At 57.5% G+C, this 19,495-nt stretch carries 14 protein-coding genes; 10 read left to right on the top strand and 4 right to left on the bottom strand.

The window, feature by feature from the left end:
• Nucleotides 1–2 precede the first annotated feature (2 nt).
• The 10 genes from AC2TEL_RS12080 to AC2TEL_RS12035 all read left to right on the top strand — a co-directional run bounded on the left by AC2TEL_RS12080 (nucleotide 3) and on the right by AC2TEL_RS12035 (nucleotide 13,345).
• Nucleotides 3–1,655, top strand: a complete 1,653-nt coding sequence (locus tag AC2TEL_RS12080; protein WP_480862249.1) for a dynamin family protein — start codon at nucleotides 3–5, stop codon at nucleotides 1,653–1,655.
• Between the two features lie 52 nt (nucleotides 1,656–1,707).
• A complete protein-coding gene (locus AC2TEL_RS12075) occupies nucleotides 1,708–2,109 on the top strand; it encodes a hypothetical protein (protein WP_480862247.1) in 402 nt (133 codons plus the stop codon).
• 24 nt (nucleotides 2,110–2,133) lie between these two features.
• Nucleotides 2,134–3,000, top strand: coding sequence for a hypothetical protein (locus AC2TEL_RS12070; RefSeq protein WP_480862245.1), 867 nt, complete (start codon nucleotides 2,134–2,136; stop codon nucleotides 2,998–3,000).
• A gap of 70 nt (nucleotides 3,001–3,070) precedes the next feature.
• Entirely contained in the window at nucleotides 3,071–5,110 is a 2,040-nt protein-coding gene (locus AC2TEL_RS12065) for a dynamin family protein (protein WP_480862243.1), read from the top strand.
• On the top strand, nucleotides 5,107–6,402 hold the full coding sequence (locus tag AC2TEL_RS12060; protein ID WP_480862241.1) for a dynamin family protein: 1,296 nt from the start codon (nucleotides 5,107–5,109) through the stop codon (nucleotides 6,400–6,402). Before AC2TEL_RS12065 ends, AC2TEL_RS12060 begins: the two co-directional genes overlap by 4 nt.
• 337 nt (nucleotides 6,403–6,739) lie before the next feature.
• Complete coding sequence (locus tag AC2TEL_RS12055; protein ID WP_480904230.1) at nucleotides 6,740–8,911, top strand: serine/threonine protein kinase; 2,172 nt, start codon at nucleotides 6,740–6,742, stop codon at nucleotides 8,909–8,911.
• A 202-nt stretch (nucleotides 8,912–9,113) separates the two neighbouring features.
• Complete coding sequence (locus AC2TEL_RS12050) at nucleotides 9,114–10,136, top strand: FHA domain-containing protein (RefSeq protein WP_480904227.1); 1,023 nt, start codon at nucleotides 9,114–9,116, stop codon at nucleotides 10,134–10,136.
• Nucleotides 10,136–10,915 (top strand): PP2C family protein-serine/threonine phosphatase, encoded by a 780-nt coding sequence (locus AC2TEL_RS12045; protein WP_480904225.1) that lies wholly within the window; start codon nucleotides 10,136–10,138, stop codon nucleotides 10,913–10,915. The genes AC2TEL_RS12050 and AC2TEL_RS12045 overlap by 1 nt, the downstream gene beginning before the upstream one ends.
• Nucleotides 10,916–10,935: 20 nt before the next feature.
• Nucleotides 10,936–12,198 carry a substrate-binding periplasmic protein gene (locus tag AC2TEL_RS12040; RefSeq protein WP_480904222.1) on the top strand — a complete coding sequence of 421 codons (1,263 nt, stop codon included), beginning with the start codon at nucleotides 10,936–10,938 and terminating at the stop codon, nucleotides 12,196–12,198.
• Nucleotides 12,199–12,244: 46 nt separating this feature from the next.
• Nucleotides 12,245–13,345, top strand: a complete 1,101-nt coding sequence (locus AC2TEL_RS12035) for a peptidoglycan-binding protein LysM (protein ID WP_480904220.1) — start codon at nucleotides 12,245–12,247, stop codon at nucleotides 13,343–13,345.
• Nucleotides 13,346–13,750: 405 nt separating this feature from the next.
• On the opposite strand, the gene AC2TEL_RS12030 is transcribed toward AC2TEL_RS12035, so the two are convergent.
• The 4 genes from AC2TEL_RS12030 to AC2TEL_RS12015 all read right to left on the bottom strand — a co-directional run bounded on the left by AC2TEL_RS12030 (nucleotide 13,751) and on the right by AC2TEL_RS12015 (nucleotide 19,491).
• Entirely contained in the window at nucleotides 13,751–15,964 is a 2,214-nt protein-coding gene (locus AC2TEL_RS12030; protein ID WP_480904217.1) for an NADP-dependent isocitrate dehydrogenase, read from the bottom strand.
• Nucleotides 15,965–16,413: 449 nt separating this feature from the next.
• Complete coding sequence (locus AC2TEL_RS12025) at nucleotides 16,414–17,379, bottom strand: sensor histidine kinase (RefSeq protein WP_480841753.1); 966 nt, start codon at nucleotides 17,377–17,379, stop codon at nucleotides 16,414–16,416.
• On the bottom strand, nucleotides 17,367–18,044 hold the full coding sequence (locus AC2TEL_RS12020; RefSeq protein ID WP_480862229.1) for a response regulator transcription factor: 678 nt from the start codon (nucleotides 18,042–18,044) through the stop codon (nucleotides 17,367–17,369). Before AC2TEL_RS12020 ends, AC2TEL_RS12025 begins: the two co-directional genes overlap by 13 nt.
• On the bottom strand, nucleotides 18,025–19,491 hold the full coding sequence (locus tag AC2TEL_RS12015) for a DUF4153 domain-containing protein (protein WP_480862227.1): 1,467 nt from the start codon (nucleotides 19,489–19,491) through the stop codon (nucleotides 18,025–18,027). Before AC2TEL_RS12015 ends, AC2TEL_RS12020 begins: the two co-directional genes overlap by 20 nt.
• Nucleotides 19,492–19,495 lie beyond the last annotated feature (4 nt).

The raw sequence follows: 19,495 nt of genomic DNA, 5'->3' as shown, positions 1-19,495 counted from the left end.
TTATGGTAAAAGATTTTCAACCCCGCTTCGTCTCTCCTAAAGCATGGGAACGCATCGAGCAGTGGTCCCGCCGCAAACCTGTGTTTGCGCTTATGGGAGAATTCAGTGCCGGCAAATCGACGCTGATGAACTTTCTCTTGCGCAAGCAGGCCTTGCCGACGCAGGTGACGGCAACGCAATTGCCACCGATCTGGTTCAGTTGGGGAAGACGGCCCGCCTACGTCAAACGTCATGATGGCAGTAAGCAGACGATCGAGCTGGATCAGCTGGATTCAGTTGGTGTGAATGATGTGCAGTTCGTTCGCATTTTTCTCGAGGCCGACATTCTTGAAGCCGTGGACCTGATCGACACACCCGGCATCTCGGATCCCAAGATTTCAACCGATGTTTGGCGGCGTGCGGTTGGTCAGGCCAACGGTGTTTTGTGGTGCACGCATTCGACCCAGGCTTGGCGGGAAACCGAACGGGCGACCTGGGTTTCCCTGCCGGAACGACTTCAGCATAACTCTCTGTTGCTAGTGACGCGCGCGGATGCGCTGAACCAGAAAGACCGGCAGAAAGTGCTGCGCCGCGTGAATCGCGAAGCCGGCCACCTGTTTAACCGTTCAATCCTGTTTTCGGCGCGCGATGCAATCGTTGCCCGAGACAAAACCGGCGATGCGGAAATGTGGGCTCGCAGTGGTGGCGGCAAGATGGTCGACAGCTTCCTGGAGATCACAGAACAGATAATGGACCACCGTGCGGAAATGCTGGCCCGGTATCAGGTGGACAAATCCCTGCAAACTGGCGTCAAAGTGCAGCCCGTTCGCCCGACACGCAGCGGCGAGCCCGAGGTGACCACGCTGAAATTGGTCGAAACGGCCGATCAGGATCCCGCGGAGCGCGACGTTGTTACAAGCTTCCCTGTACGCCCGGCCCGTGTCGAGCGGCGAGAAGAGGAGCACGGGCGCACCCGGATCGGTGCTGAAGAAGCCGAGAAATTGCGTGCTGAAATGGTGCCCGAAGTGGACGAATCCGGCGATGAACTGCGCGCGTATTTTCGGGATACATCCGATGATCCGCTGGATCTGAACATTCTGGCACGTCCCGGAGATGACGTGGACGAGTTCGAGTTTCTTGGCGATGAAGATCAGGATGATGAACCCGAACTGATTGTCATCGGGACAGATGACGCGGATGACGCGCTTGAAGCCGAACAACAAGACTCCAAGGCTGACGAACAAGAAACTGCTTCGGAAATCGAAAGCTCAGTCTCGTCAATCACGGCTTTGCTGTCGGAACAGTCACGGAACGCCGATCAGGAATACGAGCCGGAACCGGAGTCGAATGCTCTGACACCGGAACACGTGGTCAAGATCGCCAGCGAGGAAAGCGATCAGGCGGAAGACGCGACCACCACCGACGAAACCGCCCCGGAGCTGTCAAACCTGCTGAACGTTCCGGCCGGTGTTCCGCTCAGCGCGTCGGATATGTGGCGTGAGGTCGTGGCGAACGAGAATTTGCCCGAGGATGCGCAAGGCCTGCAAAGCGTCTTCACCGCGTTTCTCACCGAGTTCGATCAGATCGCCCGTGAACACAGCAACGCCAAGGAAAATGAGCAGCGTCCGATCCCGAAACTCAAAGAAAATGGCGGAGCAGAGTGGCATGTGTTGTAACAGCCCTGTACCAACAGATCTTGGGTCTCGTTATTTCGAACGAGTTTGAGAGATGTCGATAGAAACAGCTTTGTCCTCGGCCATGAAGACCATACCCGACTGCATCGCAGCCGGGTATGTCGATATGGAGACTGGAATGTTGCTGGGGGTGCAGGCCGAAGAGGCTGAACACTCCAACGTATTGGAAAACCTGGCTTTAGCCGTCGCGAACCTGTTTCAGGGGCGCGGTGTCAGGGCCTTCGAAGAACTGTTGAATGCTGCAGGTGAAGATGACTCAGAGCATCCGGGGTTTGGGGAAATCGCGGTGTTTTCAAACAACCATTTGCATATTTTTCTGCGTACGCAGGATTATCCCGATCATGTCGTCTGTTACATTTGCCGTGACAGCGCAAATGTCGGGTTGGCCCTGACGAAATCGCATCTGAGCCTTGGGCCCGTGGCAGCAGCAGTTTAGACGGGACCAGAGGGGGTCACGTATATGATGGACACTGACATACTGGAGATGCTCGAAGACATCGGGCGATCCGCGACCGCACGGCTGTCACCTGCGGTATTCCTTGCGGGCGAAACAGCGAGCGAGCGGCGCCGGAAAGTGCTGAGCACAATTCGGGGCACGATCCTGCCGCGCCGGTTGGAATTCACCGCCTCAAATGGCGACTGTCTGGCAATCGAGGTCAACAGTTCCCGTATCACTGACATCTTCCGCAGCAGCGTTGGCCCCTTGCCGGACTTTGAAACTGAACCCCGCGCCGAACTTACGGCAAAGCTGGCTCAGCTGGTATCGGACATTGCAGTTGCACCGGGGCCGCTGGAACTGGTTTCGGTGCGCCCGGATACCGCGCTTGAGGCAGACGATGTCGGCATCACGTATTCCGAGATCGAAACAGCCTGCGCACAGATTGAATTAGCCGATGAGCCGCACGTTTCCATCGTTCCCAACAGTTCGGAAGAGCCAGCTTCACCAAGAGAGAAGGATATTGCGGATCAAACCAGCTTGGCCCGGCAGTTTTTCGACGAAGCCGCGTCGTTTTCGCAGGGACAGGCATTGTTCGACGATCAGGGTGCTTCCGAACCTGTGTTTGATGGCCTGTGTACCCCGGACCAGCCAGCGCATCCGGACAGCGATCTTTTGAAACGCTTTGCCCGTGATTTGGCGGGTTGGGACGCTGACACAAAATCCTCCCTCACCCTGCCCCAGCTGGTTGTATTGCGCCCCTCTGGTGGGCAAGGCATGGGTCTTGCCCTGTTGCGGGACGGTCACCAAACAGTTGCGACCCTGCACAATGCCCGCAAGCTGGGCGCCGTTGTCAATTTGTGGAAATCCTTAAAAACCGCCGTCGAATGACCGCGTTCCTGCCCAATAAGTTCCTTTCTGTTATGTCAATCTGAGAATACGAGTTATCAAGGTAAGTATAATGAGTGAGTTTAACCGCCGTGAACTGATCCGCATCGCCGAAGAGATGAACGGGATGAGTAATGACGAGACCCGTCAATTCATCACGCGCATCATAGACGATTTGTCGAATCTCAAGCCGTCAATTGCTTTTGTCGGTCAGATCAAGGCAGGAAAATCGCGTCTAATCAATGGCTTCACCGGTCAGGCAGAGTATTTGCCTTCGGATGTGAACCCTTGGACCACAGTCATTACCGACATGCATTTCGGCCACCCGTCCGGGCGGACATCGGGTGCCGAGTTTCACTTCTTCGACAATCGCCAGTGGCAATCCCTGATCGCCGAGGGGGAAGAGCTGCGCAACATGTTCCCCGATGAGGAGGACAGCTATAAGCGCGAAATGATCGAAGAGCAGGTCGAGGCGATGAAAACCCGCGCCAAGCTGCGACTGGGTGAAAGCTATAAGCACTTGCTGGGTCAGCATCACGATCTGGACGAACTGACCTCGGACGATCTGGCGCGATATGTCTGCGCAGGTGACGATCCGACCGAAGACGGCGAATACGACCCCGGTTCGGACCGGGGACTGTACAGCGACATTACCCGCAAGGCCGAGGTCTATTTCGATATCGGCCATTTCCCGTATCCGCTGACCGTGACCGACACGCCCGGCGTCAATGATCCGTTGCTGATCCGGGAGGAAATTTCGCGTCAGTATCTCAAGGAATCCGATTTCTTCGTCGTGGTATTGTCCGCACATCAGGCCCTGTCTCGGGCCGATCTGAAGCTGTTCCGCCTGATGCAGGCACTGGAACTGGGGCAGATCGTTGTGTTCATCAACCGCGTGGATGAACTGGGCGGTGGTGCTGAAGATGCCGCCAAGGTGCGCCTCGACGTGCTGGACGGTCTGGAGCGGGCGCTTGGCAATTCGGATATCGATGTCCTGATGGGCAGTGCCCAGTGGGCTCACTACGCGCTGACCGGGGACGACGCCGGGATAAACCACGACGAAATTCTGGCCTGGCTGCGGGCTCACCCCGAGCAGATGAAGCAATACCTGGATGGCGTCGAAGAGATCAAGCAGGGCCCCGGTCCGATCAGCCGCGAAGCCGTGCTGCGGTTTGCGGCGATGATCGCCTCGGGCCTGCCGGATCTGCGGCGTCACGTGACTCAGGCCCTGACCAACGGCCCGCGCAATGAACAAATGCGCATGGCCTGGCAACACCTGAACAGCTTTGCGCAAGGTGAGTTGGAACGCAGCGCTGCAAGGCTGCGCGCGCTGGAAGCCGAAGAAGGACCAAGCGCTAGCGACGCCGACAACAACAAGACCCTTTCAGACCTGCGCGCGCTGGTTGCGGAAAAGACCGAAACGATCACCAACGACATGGATGATGTCCTGGCTAACCTGCGCGGTGTCATGGACGACACTGTGGCCGAGGCTGTTTCGATCGTGGTGCGCGGCCCCGATGGTCAGTCGCCCCTGTTGGCAAAGAATGGCGAGACCGAGCTGAACTTTTCACCTTTGCGCGAACGCATGCGAGAGTTGGTTCAAGGGGCTACACAGGTGGTGCGGCAGCGTATGCTGAGCGAGCTCTATGCCATCGATCTGCAAAGCAATGCTGCATTGCGTGCCCTGCCCGGCTGGCAAGAGCCTGTGGACAACCGAATGAACACAAGCGCAGTGCGTTGGTTCCGCCCTGACATGACGGCATTGACCCGCGGCATCACCGTTGAACTGCGCGTCACGTGGTTGTCTCGCTTGATCTCGCGCAAGAGCGTTGTAAACCGGGCAGAACGGATGATCGTGCAAGAGTTCGAGATGATCGGCGATGATCTGATCGACACCGCACGCAGTGACCTGTCCGAACGATTGCAAACCGTTGTGGATCACTATCTGGCGCTGCTGGCGGGTCATCTGGAACACCGTGCTGGTGAAGTTGGTTCAAACGAGCGTACCGAGGCTCAGCATGCGGTCGATCAGGCCCGCCGCATCACAGATGAGTTGAGTACCGTGCTTGGGCCCATCCCAGAAGATAATCGACAGGCAGAGGCTGCAGAATGATCGAATTCCCCGGAACCGAGAAGGAAGTGCGCCAACTCGAGCGCTTTCTGACCGCGACTGAAAAGACACCCGTATCGCCCGAACTGGACGAGATGCGCGCGCGTGCCCTCGCCCATGCCGAGCGCTTGTCCAATGCAGTGGCAATCGGTTTTGCCGGCGAGTTTGGTGCTGGAAAGTCAAGTCTTGCCAATATGTTGGCGGGGGCAGATATTCTGCCAACTGGCCCACATCACCTGAAACTGCCGCTGGTCATTGTGGCTTTTGCCGAGGAACCCGAGACCACAGTTGGATGGTGGGACAAAGAACCCAAGGTCTATTCCGGCATTGCGCTGGATAAAGCGGCTGCTGACGATCCGGACTTTATTTCGGTCGGGGTGAATACCCCTGCCCTGCAAGAAATATCGCTCTATGACCTGCCCGGGTCCGGTGCGCTCGACGATACGTACAAGCAGACACTGGATTTGCTTGAATATGTTGATTGCGCAATCTGGTGCACAAACGGCACCACCGCATGGCGCGAGACCGAGCGGCATCTTTGGGCACAGGTCCCGCAAAAACTGCGTGATAACAGCTTGTTGGCGGTGACTCATGCGGATCTTCTGACCGAAGGGTCTGCGCTTGATCGGGTCGTGAAACGTCTGGAGAAGGAAAAAGGTGACCTGTTCCAGGCTGTTGTGCCCATTGGTACTCCGGTCGCTGTGCGAGCCATGGCAAAGGAACCTGAGCCGGATTTCGATCTGTGGAATTCCTGCGGAGGTCAGAACCTGGCCGAACATGTGCTTGAGGTTGCTTCACGCCTTCGTTTGCACGATCTTGACGCGGCACGATCGGACTTGAAGGATCATTTTCTACCCTATCTGGCGACCCTCGACAGCGCCGAAGAGGAGTCGGGTGCAGCGGCTGAAACCCATATGCAGGCGGTCCAATCCAGCTTGGGTGCTACTCTGCCCCCTCTGGATAATCCGATCCTCGAAGACTGGTTGGCAGCCATTGCCAGCATCTACGACGATCTGCGGGAATCCTCAGATATGGAGCCTGCGGCATTCCTGCAGAGTTGCCAGGAGATCGTCGAGGACTTTGCCGAACGTCTGGAGTCTGGCAGCGAAATCGACCCCGAGGCAGATTGGATTCCCGGTGAGTTTGAAAAGGCGACCGACTTGCTGCTGCTGCTGCAATTCGAAAGCGGTGATGCACCGCTAAAGGATGCGGTCAGTATTCTGGCGCAACTCAGCGACAACCTCGCCTGGGCCGGCAGTACCGTTGCTTCTGCTCCGCCGCGTACCGGAACCTGACGTCTTCCCGCTAAAATTGAGTAGTTGCAGGTCGAATCGGGCGTCCCAGAATCGCCCGTTTATTGTTTCGATTTCGTAGACCAAACCGCAATATTTCAGGAATAAGCGCGTGGCGATTCACCTGCCATTACCACATGTAGGTGCGCCGAGCCTGTTGGTAACAATATATGCGATTTCAAGAATCGACATCCTTAGTGAAGCCATGAGGCGGCCCCAATAAAGTCAAATTTGAAACGTCTAACCGTCTTAAGTGTCCTGCGGTTGTTTTGGTTGTGAGTGTGCGGGCTGATTGTCCGGGTTTTTTGTACCGCATTGTGAATTAAATGGGCGGGAAGACATGAGCCACAACCAGGCGGTCGGCGCGACGCACGACGAACCTCAAATCGAAGGCCTGAAACCAGGCGCAAAACTCTTGCGCGGCCAGTACGAGATCATCCGATTTCTGAGCAATGGCGGTTTCGGAATTACCTATCTTGCGCGCGACAGCCTGGAGCGTGATGTCGTCATCAAGGAGTGCTATCCCGGTGCGCTGTGCCATCGCAACGGCGATCTGGTCGAGCCGTCCAATCCGGACCACAAGGACGACTTGCGCGCGATCATCGACCTGTTCATTCAGGAAGCCCGAAATCACGCCCGGCTGGTGCACCCCAACATCGTCGATGTTCATCAGGTGTTCGAGGACAACAACACCGCATACATCGCGATGGACCTGATCCGCGGCTGCGACCTGCTGGACTATATTGACAATCCCGATAATGAAAGCGGGCCCGGCTTCATCGTCCAGGTTACCGAAAAGATGCTGTCGGCGGTGTCCTTCATTCACCAGAGCGGTATGTTGCATCGTGACATCTCGCCCGACAACATCCTGATCGACGAACATGGTGAGCCGATCCTGATCGACTTCGGTGCAGCGCGCGAGCAGGCGGCTCATAAATCCGCCGCCCTGCTGACCTTGCGCGTGATCAAAGATGGCTATTCACCTCATGAATTCTATGTCCGCGGCGCGGACCAGGGCCCCAGCAGCGATCTCTATGTGCTGGCGGCGACCCTGTATCACGCCATCAGCGGCGAGCGGCCGATCGACGGTCAGACCCGCCTGAACGCATTCAACAACGGTCAAACCGATCCGTACACGCCGCTGGCCGGTCGCATTGAAGGGTATCCTGACGGTTTTCTGGAAGCGATCGACAAGGCGATGGAGGTCCACACCACCGACAGGCTTCAATCCGCATTGGATTGGCTGCGTATGTTCCGGGGTCCGGACGTTATGTTCGAAACCTTTGCCTATCGCCCTGTTTCGGTCATCGTCGGAATGGATCGCAAAGACGAAGAAGCCGAGAAAGCCCGCATCAAAGCAGAGAGCGACAACGCCGAAGCCGTGGTTACGGCACTGCTTGCCGGCAATGCGGATTTGGCATTGGGAAATGAGGACAAACCAGAAGAAGATCTGGCCAAATTCACACCCAAGGAAGAAGCCCCGGTTGCCGTTGATACCATCGTACAAAGCGGCTCGGGTGGCAGCAGCAAGATGATCCTGTTTGCCGGGGTCGCTCTGGTCGCACTTGCTGCTGGTGGATATTTCGTAATGTCGGGCGACAAGACCCCGCCCGAGGCAAGCCCGGCGACAGCGCAGGCTCCGACCACTCCGGAACCCATAGACGCTGCACCGGAGCCGGTCGAGCAGACCGCTGAAGCCGTAACAGAGCCGGAACAGGCCGAACCAGCTTTGGCATCAGAACCGGAAGTTGTACAGGAACAGCCTATCGAGCAGGTCGACGTGCAACCCGAAGAACCGGCAGCGGCGGATACTTCCGTCGAAGTCGCAACGGCCGAACCGACGGCCGCTGAAATCGAGGCTCAACCCGTTGAAACCAACGCGCCACAGGTCGAAACCCCGGTAGAACTGGCCGAGAACCAGGTTGCTTTTGGCCATTGGGATGTTGAGGTTCCATTTACAACATCCAAGCGTCGCGGCACGACCGGAAACGTTCTTGCCGTCACTGGTGTTGACGCCGGTCGGGATATGTCTGTGATCGGTGAATGGGTGCAGCGTGGCGCGACTATTTTCACTCTCAATGGCAATCCTGTGCGTGCGGATGCTTCATTGGCGGCACAGGTTCTGGACGGGTTCTCCGTTGATCCCGACGGATATATCCGCGTTGCTGCACGTTACCGCAAATTGGGACAAACACGTGCGCAGAATGGATTGTTGGCCCTGCCAGCTATCCGCGCATTTGGGTTGCAGAATGGCTATACGTTCGAAGCACGCCACACAGGCGATGCCGGCTGGCAGACGGTTGTTACAACTGCGCCGCAGCAGAATGCAGGTGACCTCCAGCAAGGCGACGTTCTGTTGCGGGAAGCCAAGTCAGGAGCGGCGATTGATGCTCCTGAAAGCCTGGATGAAGTGTTGGCGACCCTTGTTTCCGAAAAATCGCCTCAAGCGGAACTGACTGTTCTGCGCAACGGCACCGAAACGGCTGCAACTATGCAGCTAACCCAGGAGTAGATCTGACCGGTGTGAGTGAAATTCGCCAGTGTGTGTTTGCTGTGAGTGGCGTCCATACCGCCACCCAGTCGGGGGCCGGCCCGTCGCGAAGTAAAACAGTGTCATTGTTTCCCCTTCATCAGTGCCCCTGCGCTCAGTGCAGAGGTGTGTAGCAGCCCCGCGGAATGAACCCCGTGCCAGAATTCGAAAAGGTGTCGACACCATGTTCAAATACAAAAGCCCTCTCAGCCGGCTTCTCGAAGGTGCCGGTAAACACAAAGACGAAGACAACGCGGAAACCAGTGCCGTCGAAACCGGAGAGGCTGAAAAGCCCGCTCCGATTGCGGATTTCGCGGCGTTACGTCAGGCATTGGGTGGCGGTGATACGGCTGCAGAGACTTATGAAGAAGCAGATGAACTGATCCCCGAAGAAAAGATGCCCGAATTTGCCGAAGGCGATGAGGTTGAGGCAGAGGCAGAGACCGATATTGAAGAGGTCGAAGCCGAAGCCCCGGCGGTAGAGGCGGAAAAGGACGAGGATCAGATCGTCACTCTGCATTTGAGTTCAACTGCCTCGTCGGACACAGAGGAAGACATGCTGTCCGCGGTCGCGGAAGCCGCCACCGAGCCTGTGGAGGAGGAGTCTGAAGCACCTGCCGAAACAGTCGTGGCCGATGAGATCACCCCTGAACCCGCTCCGGAACCGGCGCCTGAACCCGTCGCTGAATTGACCCCGGAACCAGTCTCGGTTGCTTCCGAGCAACCGGCACCGGCGCCTGCTACGGATCGCCGTTCCCGCGTGAAGACGACCTTCCTGGGTTTTGAGCGTGCAGACACGCATGTTCAGGAGATGATGGAAACATCGGAGCCTGTTGCCAAAACCGAAACCACTCAGCAAACCTACCCTGTGGGATGGCTGGTAGTGACTGCCGGGCCGGGCCGTGGTTCATGCGTCACGCTGACCGAAGGCCTGATGCAGATCGGTCGCAATGACGATCAGGCCATTCAGCTGGATTTTGGCGACACCGGAATTTCGCGCAGCAACCATGCCGTGATCGCCTATGACCCTGAGGATCGCAAATGCTACCTCGGTCACGGCGGCAAGGCCAATCTCGTGCGCCTGAACGGCAAACCTGTCCTCAGCACCGTAGCCCTGTCCAATGGTGATGTGATCCGCATCAGCGAAACCTCGATCCGGTTCACCGCCTTCTGTGACGACGGCTTTGACTGGCGGGATGCCGACTAATGCTGGCGACCCCTGCATATGACATCGCCCTGATTCTGAATCAGGGTCAGCGCGATGCGCAGGAAGACGCGATTGCAGCCCGGGTTTCGGACTCGGCCAGCGCGGGATATGTCGTCGTCGCCGATGGCATGGGCGGTCATGATGCGGGAGATATCGCGTCAGACCTGGTCATTTCTGCATGGCGAGACGCGATGGACGTTCAGATCAATGGGCCGGACCTTGTAGAGGGTGATCTGCTCGACGCCCTGCCGTTGGCGGCAATGCAGGCCAACGCTGCCGTGGCGACCCACGGCGAAGAACACGGGATCAATCTGGGGTCCACCTTGCTGGGCATGCTGATGCTGGGTCGCCGGGTATTCTGGATATCGATCGGCGATAGCCCATTGTATTTGTTCCGCGACGGCAGACTGACGCAGATCAATGAAGACCACTCGATGGCGCCAGTGATCGACGCGAAAGTTGCCGACGGCACCTTGTCCGAGAACGAAGCCATGGAACACCCGGACCGCAATCAGCTGACTTCAGTCATCATGGGCGCGTCAATTCCCAAAGTAGATTGCCCCGAACAGCCCCTTGCTCTGCGACCGGCTGACATACTGATCCTGGGCAGTGACGGTCTTCAATATCTCAGCAACGCCGAGATCGAGACCGTCATGCGCATCCACGTTCAATCCCCGGCTCGCGATATCGCTGATGCCCTGCTGCAAGCGTTGCAGGCGAAGGGCGATCCGGATCAGGACAACATCTCAATCGCCGTGGTCAAACCGGCGAAACCATAAAAGGCAAAGCAACAGGACCCATGAGAAAACATCTGATCATATCCAGCCTGGCCCTTGCGGCCGCGACGGGTACAGCCTCGGCGCAGGAAGCGTGCTCGACCTATGAGATTCAGCGCGGCGACAGCCTGAGAGAACTGGCGATTGCCGTCTACGCAACCGAAGATTACCGGATTATCTTCGACGCGAACCGCGACATAATCGGCTCGAACCCGAACATCATTCGTGTTGGCGATGTTCTGACCTTCCCTTGCCTCGATGAGATTGGGCGCGCACCCGAGCTGCCGGACACCGAAGCCGGCCGCATGGCTGCGGAAATGGCCGCCGAACTGGTCAAGGCCGCTGAGGAACGGGCAGAAAGAGCCATCGCCGAGGCCGAAGCCCGGGTAGCCGAGGCCGAAGCGGAAGCCAAGAAGGCAAACGAAGAGGCTGTGCTTGCCGCCAGGGCCGCGGCCAAGCAGGAGATCGAAGCCGCCCGGGCAGAAGGCGCAGCGCTGATCCGCAATGCAGATGACGGTGAACGCCCGGAAATTCGCGACCGCCAGCTGCTTTTGATTACCGGTGGCAACTATGCCCCGTTTACCGATGAGAACCTGCCTCAGCGCGGCCTTTACACCGAGTTGGTGGAAACAGCCTTCCTGCGGGCAGCTCCGGAACAAGGTTACAAAATCCAGTTCGTCAACGATTGGTCTTCCCATCTGGACCTGTTGATGCCGACGCTGGCCTTTGATGCGACTTTCCCTTGGTCTCGCCCAGAATGCGAGGCGGCCGAAGCCCTGTCCGATTCCGATCGCAGCCGGTGCGAGACCTACAACTTTTCGAACCCGTTCTACGAAGTTGTGGACACGTTCTTTGCGCGCGACGGCTCAGGCTATGTTGATACGCTGACCTATGCAGATTTTGCCGGTGCCACGATCTGCCGTCCAGAAGGCTGGTCTCTGTCTCATATGAACGCGGTTAGCCTCTATGAACCCGTCGTAACCCTGATGCGACCGGTGTCCCCGGACGACTGTTTTCACGCGGTCATGGAAGGAAAGGCCGATATCGTCGCGATCGAAGCGCATCTGGCCGTCGAAGCCATCAACCGTCTCGGATACGAGCACCAAATCATCGAAAACCCCAACCTGGCGGCGATCAAGTCGCTTAACGTCATGACCCACAAAGACAATCCTGATGGGGAAGCGATCCTCGAGACGCTGAATCAGGGTCTGGCGATCATGCAGCAATCTGGCGAATGGCGGGACATCGTGTCCACAGCCCTGCGTCATCAAATGGAAAATGGATAAGGCTCCGAAGAAGCCTGACAACACAAATCACTGGAGGAAGTGGAAAATGTTTGATCTGAAGAAAATCGCGATGTCGGTCGTTGCCTTCACCGCCGTGAGCGCTGGGGCCGCCGCCGCGCAAGAGGCCTGTACGAATTACACCGTGACAGACGGTGACACATTGGCAACTATCGCGATCGCGGCTTATGGAACGTCAAACTATCAGCCGATCTTTAACGCAAACCGGAACATTATTTCGAACCCGGGCGTGTTGGAACCCGGTCTGGTTCTGGCCCTGCCCTGTGAGGATGGTAGCCTGCCCAACGGCCAGAGCGCGCAGGAATTAATTGCAGCGGAAGAAAAGCGCGCAGCCAGCATCAAGCGCTCAAATGTATACGCGCCGCCGATCAAGATGGTAGCTGGTAATGGTTGGGAGCCGTTTACAACTGAAGCGCTGAGTGGTGGCGGCATCATGACCCGTTTGGCTACGACCAGTCTTCAGCGTGCCGGCAATAGCCGCGATTACTCGGTCAGTTTTGTCGACGACTGGAGTTCGCACCTAGACACTCTGCTGCCACTTGGTGCCTTCGATATTTCTATCGCATGGACTGTACCGGATTGTACCAACCGCTCCTATGAGTGGTCTGCAGAAACTGAAGCCCGATGCACTCAGTTTGTTGCTTCGGTTCCGGTTTATGATGTCGTCGGTGGCTTCTTTACCTTGCCGGAGAACGAATTCGCCACGGCGACAGAATTCGCTGACTTCGAAGGCGCAACCATTTGCCGTATGGCCGGATGGAGCATGGTTGTGCTTGAAGAAGTCGGGCTGAACCGCACAAACACAACGGTTGTTCAACCCAATTCGGCTCGTGAGTGCCTCGACGCCGTATTGACCGGCACAGCGGATGTTGCGGCGTTTGAAGTTGAGCTTTTCGCATCCACAATGAAGGACATGGGTTTGACTTCGTCGGACATTGTCGAAAACCCGTACGTATCCACTTTGTCGTCCATGAGCTTCCTCGCGCACCGCACCAACCCCTTTGCACGTGAATACATCGCGATGATGAACAAAGGTTTGAACGAGATGCGCGAGTCCGGAGAATGGTACGCGATCATCTCGGACACTCTTCGCGAACAAAATGAAAAACTGAACGCAGCGTCGAACTGATCCCTCGGTTCACCTGGGCACTGGGCTGGTCATCCGACCAGCCCTTTTTTCTACAATTGCGAGCAGTTTCTCACACCGTCGGCATTGCCTCGTGGACCACCTCTCTGGTCAAGTGCAGCTATTTCAACGTTTGTATGTACAAATCATCTAAAATGCGCGGTATGTAAGCAAAAAAAACGGACTTACTACGGGAATCCCCCAATATTCAGGGCGAGTATTCAAGGTAGGATAAACTCAACTACACCGGTGAGGCGCAAGCCACACCACTCACTCAGAAAGGGGCGGGCATGGGGGCCGGCCCCTTTCTTAGTTTCTGGGACAAAAAAACCGGCCTGGCGACCGGTCCGCTTGTTTCTGACACCGCTGGACAATGGGTCAGGCCCGCAGGGCCCGACCCCAACACGATCAGTCGATAATTGCGTTCAGCGTCGCACTCGGGCGCATGACGGCTGCGGCCTTGACCGGATCAGTGTGATAATACCCGCCCAGATCGGCAGGCGCGCCCTGCGCCGCCGCCAGTTCGGACAGGATCTGACCTTCCTTGTCGGCCAGTTCCTTGGCAACCGGTGCAAACTCCGCAGCGAGCTCTGCGTCGTCTGTTTGTGTCGCCAGAGCTTCGGCCCAATAGCGCGCAAACCAGTAGTGGCTATCGCGGTTATCTGGCTGACCGACTTTCCGGCTGGGCGACTTGTTGTTGTCCAGTATGCCTTGTGTTGCGGCCTCGGCTGCCGCACCCAGAACACCAGCCTTGGGATTGCCTTTGCTGTCGGCCAGGAAATTCAGTGATTCACCAAGCGCGCAGAACTCGCCCATCGAATCCCAGCGCAGGTGGTTTTCCTCGACCAGCTGCTGAACGTGTTTCGGGGCTGAACCGCCGGCGCCGGTTTCGAACAGGCCGCCGCCATTCATCAGCTTGACGATGGACAGCATTTTTGCCGAAGTGCCCAGTTCAAGGATCGGGAACAGATCGGTCAGGTAGTCCCGCAGCACGTTGCCGGTGATGGCGATGCTGTCCTTGCCGGCAGTGATAGTCTCCAGCGTCTGACGGGTCGCTTCGCGTGGTGCCATGATCAGGAACTTGTCCGCAACTCCTGCCGCTTCGAGCACTGGTTTGACGTATTTGATCAGTTCCGCGTCGTGCGCGCGGTTTGCGTCAAGCCAGAAGATCGCTTCGGAACCGGTCAGGCGCTGACGGTCCATCGCCAGTTGGATCCAATTCTCGATCGGTGCTTTCTTCACTGTGCAGGAACGCCAGATATCGCCCTTTTCGACGTCATGGGAATGCAACACGTCGCCGTTTGCCAGAACGATGCGGATAGTGCCATCAGCCGGTGCCTGGAATGTGGTGGGATGTGAACCATACTCCTCGGCCTTTTGCGCCATCAGGCCGACATTGGCGACGGCCCCCACGGTGGCCGGGTTCAGAGCGCCATTGGCTTTGAAGAACTTGATGGTCTCGTCATAAACCGGCGCATAGCAGCGGTCGGGGATCACACAGTTGGTGTCGCCCTTGGCGCCGGCTTCATCCCAGCCCTTGCCGCCCGCGCGGATCACGGCGGGCATCGAGGCGTCGATGATGACGTCCGACGGCACGTGTAGGTTGGTAATACCCTTGTCGCTGTCAACCATGTACATGGATGGACGATCTGCCTTGATCGCATTTATGGCCGCCATGATGTCAGCATTGTCTTTGACACGTTCCAGCAGGTCACCCATGCCCGAGTTCGGGTTTACGCCCAAAGCATCCAGTTCAGCGCCGAATTTCTCAAAGACAGGAGCCAACCACGCCTTGACGGCATAGCCGAAGATGATCGGGTCCGATACCTTCATCATGGTTGCTTTCATGTGCAACGAGAACATGGTGCCGTCTTTCATTGTGTCCTCGATGGCGTCTGCCAGGAAGGAAGACAGAGCCTTGACCGACATGAAGGTCGCGTCCGCCACGGTGCCTTCGTCCAGCGACCAACCGTCCTTCAGAAGGGTCACATTGCCGTCCTTGCCGACGAACTCGATCTTTGCGTCACCGGCCTGAGCAGCAGTAATAGTGGCTGATTTTTCATTCGCGTAGAAATCGCTGCCGGGCATGGATGACACTTTGGTCCGGCTCGTCGCGGACCATTCCCCCATCGAATGCGGGTTCTTCTGGGCATAGTTTTTTACAGCTCGCGCCGCGCGGCGGTCGCTGTTACCCTCGCGAAGAACCGGGTTCACGGCCGACCCTTTGATGGCATCATACCGTGCGCGGATCGCTTCCTCTTCATCGGTCGAGGGCTCTTCAGGATAGTTCGGAATGTCATATCCCTGCGACTGCAGTTCTTCGATGGCAGCGACCAGTTGCGGGACCGAGGCCGAGATGTTCGGCAGCTTGATCACATTGGCATCCGGTGTCTTAACCAACTCACCCAAGGCGGCCAGATCATCGGTGATGCGCTGGTCGTCGGTCAGGTTTTCAGGGAATGTCGCCAGAATGCGGCCTGCCAGCGAAATATCCTTGGTGCCAACGCTGACACCCGCCGCCGAGGCAAACTTGCGGATGATGGGCAGGAACGAGGCGCTCGCCAGCTCCGGCGCTTCGTCTACAATGGTATACAATATATCGAAGTTCGATTTTTCTGCCATATTCCCTTACCTTTTTTAAGCCTTTCAGGGGCGTGCGATCCAAGAGTGTGTGCCACAGTCCAAAACTGGCACCGAGCCGTAACGGGACGATGAAGCCCCACGGGTGACTCTGATTTGACAGGGCCTCCCATAAATCAGGATTGGCCCGGGATCAATCGTATATAGGCGCGCATATTGACACGGGTTGTGCGCAGCCCAGGCATTTTGAAAGCCGTTTTTTCCTAAAATAGTATCTTGCAGGGTACTGACGGCACAGGGGCATAAGTCTTGGATTTCAACACCGTATGTCACTAAGTATTCGTACCCATCCTGGTTCGGATGCATTCAGCGAAGGCCGCAATAGCCTTGTCGATATCAGTGCTTGATGCCGCATGGGCCTGTTTAGGCACAGCAAATCAAGATTGATCCAACGCTTACTATCCACCCCTGGGCCGTTCAAGAATGTCCGCTCACCCCATCGGAAACACGATCTCAAACCGCGCTCCCGTTTCGGACGGGACCAGAGCAATCCGGCCTCCGTGCGCGCCCAAAAGGTTTGCGGCGATAGTCAGGCCCATGCCTGTGCCGCCTTCCTCGCGGGCCGTTGTGAAGAAGGGTGAGAAAATGCGATTGCGGTTGCCCTCGGACACGCCGGGACCGTCGTCCATGACCGTCAGGTTTTTTGGAGTTGATGTCAGGATCACACTTTTGGCTCCGTGCCGGCGGGCGTTGTCCAACAGTTGCTGCAAAACAACTCGAAGTCCTGAGACCGCCAACGGCAAGTCTTGTTCGCCGCCTTCGATCACCAAATCCAGCTCGGGGTAACTTGCGCGCAGATCCGGGGCCAGATCGAAAAGCCGGCATGTTCCGTGATGATCCGGAGAGCGTGCTGCCGCGACCCGGTTCAGCGCGCTCAACTGGTTCTGCATCTGATCGCCGGCACCTAGAAGCTGATCCAGCAGCGCGCGATCCTCATTGCTTAGCGTATCGGAGTCCTGCAACAACTCACCTGCCGCGCGAATGGCTGTGACGGGGGTTTTCAGCTCATGCGTGACATGGTCGGCGAAACTTCGGATAGAAGCTTCGCGTCGTTGCAACGTTTCAGCCATGTCGAGGACTGATCCCGCCAGCCGGGTCAATTCCTGTGTGCCATAGTGATCGGGTGGGGCGGCGTGTTCTCCTCTTTGAACTGCAGCTGAATACAGAGCCAATGCCGTAATGGGGCGCAGCAACAGCCGCACCAGAAGAAAACCCAGTGCAGCGGTTGCCAGACCGATCAGAACCGCCAGCAAAGTTGCTGCGTTGCGATATCCGATCTCGGGTCCCAGATAACGCAGCGCGACTAGCCCCATCAGCGACAGGATCAGGGTACCCGCCAAACCACCGCCCAGTACAAACCCCAGAGAGGGCCGCCATTTGCGTTTCACCCTTGCCATTGCCCCATCCGCAGACCGATCCCGTGTACGGTGTCAATCGCACCGACCCAACCTTGTTCGCCCAGCTTGCGTCGCAAATTGCGCAAGTGGCTGTCGAGAGTTCGATCTGCAACCGAACTGCCGGCGCCATAGATCGCGTCGATTAGCTGCGGGCGTGAAACGATGGCCTGTGGTGTTTGCATCAGACGGTGCAGAATGGACAATTCGGTCGCAGTCAGAGCGAGCGGTGCGCCTTCCACACGTGCGGAGTGACCTGCCACGTCCAGTTCCAAGGGGCCATGCCGCAGAACCGGTTCTAAACCCTGCGCAGAACTGCGTTTCAAAATCGCCTTGATCCGCGCGACCAGTTCCCTTGGGCTGAAGGGCTTGGTGACGTAATCGTCAGCACCCAGCTCCAGGCCGAGTATCCGGTCAATCTCATCATCGCGGGCCGTCAGAAACAGGATCGGCACATCGGATCGCGCACGCAGACGACGGCAGACCTCCAGCCCATCGAGCTCGGGTAGTCCGACGTCCAGAACCACCAAAGCAGGTGCTTCGCGGAGTGCATGGGTCAGGGCCATTTGACCGTCGCGTGCTGTAAATACCTGATAACCTGCTCGCTCCAGTGTAATCGACACAAGCTCGCGCAGGCGCGGGTCGTCATCAACGACGAGAACTTTCATGACCTGCCTCCTGCCTGGTTTCGATGTCCAGACTACGATTCACCCGATGCGCGCGAAACCCCCATTCCCGCCAATCGCCGATATGTGGCGCGATTGCCGGGCATCCCGTCGGGCGTGGAGAGGCCTCGATCTCGGCGGCGGCCATCGGGCCAAGCTGACAGATATAGTATTCATCATAGAGTTCTGAATGGCGCAGGTTTTCCCGCGCAATCAGGGCGGCAAAATTGACAAAACTGCATGCATAGAGCACCGCCAGCCCCAGTCCCGTCGTCCGTAAGAGCAACCACTTGTTCGAGCGACCGCGTAGAATTTGCCAGCCGGTCAGGCAGAGCCCGGCCGCAACAAGGGCCATCCAGATGGCCGCGTGGACACGCAGATACGTCAGACCGTATGCGTCGACATAAAGCGACAACCGAAGCAGCGAGGACAGCACCAAAAATACGTTTTGCCCGAGCCACATCATCATCCAGCCGCGCAGACCTTTGCCTTCTTCCAGAAAAGGGCGCGCGGCCAGGGCAAAGGCACCGGCCAGAAGCGCGGTCACCAACAAAGGGTAGGCGCCGCGATGGGCATATTTCGCGTAACTCATGCCTGTCGGTAAGTCGGCGTCGCCCCAGAGGTACACGGCATCCATCAGCGTCTGTACAGACAGCAACAGGTTGAACAGGATCAGGGCGTTCGCTACGGATTGCGCATTCAGTCCAAAAGAAGGCAGGGACCGTTTTCGCCGTGGCCCTTGTTTGGCGCGCAGCAAAGCGGGCTGTGTCGCGACGGCCAATACCGGCCAAATCAGAAACGCCGTGCCCAACCAAAACAACAGGCGATCAAGGCGGATATCAAACCGCCAGAACCGATCTGCCCAATCGGACAATACCGGATTGGCCGAGATCATCAACGCGGCGAGAACCAGCGACCCACCAACTGGAAACCCCCAACTGCGCAGGAGCCTAAGCCCGAAGCCATTTGTCATCGTGGCGGTCTTGCCATGCTGCGCGAGTTCGACCACCTGAAAGAAGGACAGTACCGGGTACAACCCAAAAAACCGACGCAACGAAGCTCCATCCCAATTCCCCAGCACTGCCCAACACAAGGCGACCGATGATCCCGCGATAAGGAACGTGACAGACAACGCCTGTACATACTCGATCACAGGCAAAAGGCTGAAAATCAGCAACAGCGCCGGGCCTGCCAGATTTTTGCGCCACCCCAACTGCATGCAAACCGCCGCTGCGACGGCCACAGCGAATACGGCCAGTGACACGCCGGGAGGGTGATCCAGAAAAAGGACGTCGGCCAAGGCCACAAGTACCACCAAAGCCCCCAGTGCCTGTCGCCAACGGCGCCCTTTCACACGCGACGTCCTGTCCGGCGCCGCGTCAGGCGTGTCCAGCCACCAGCTGTCCTGCAGAATAGAGCCGGGAATTCCCCGTACGACAAACTGTCCCATTAGT

This window comes from Ruegeria sp. HKCCD9138, from assembly GCF_057220975.1.
This window is presented reverse-complemented; position numbering and strand designations above follow the sequence as displayed.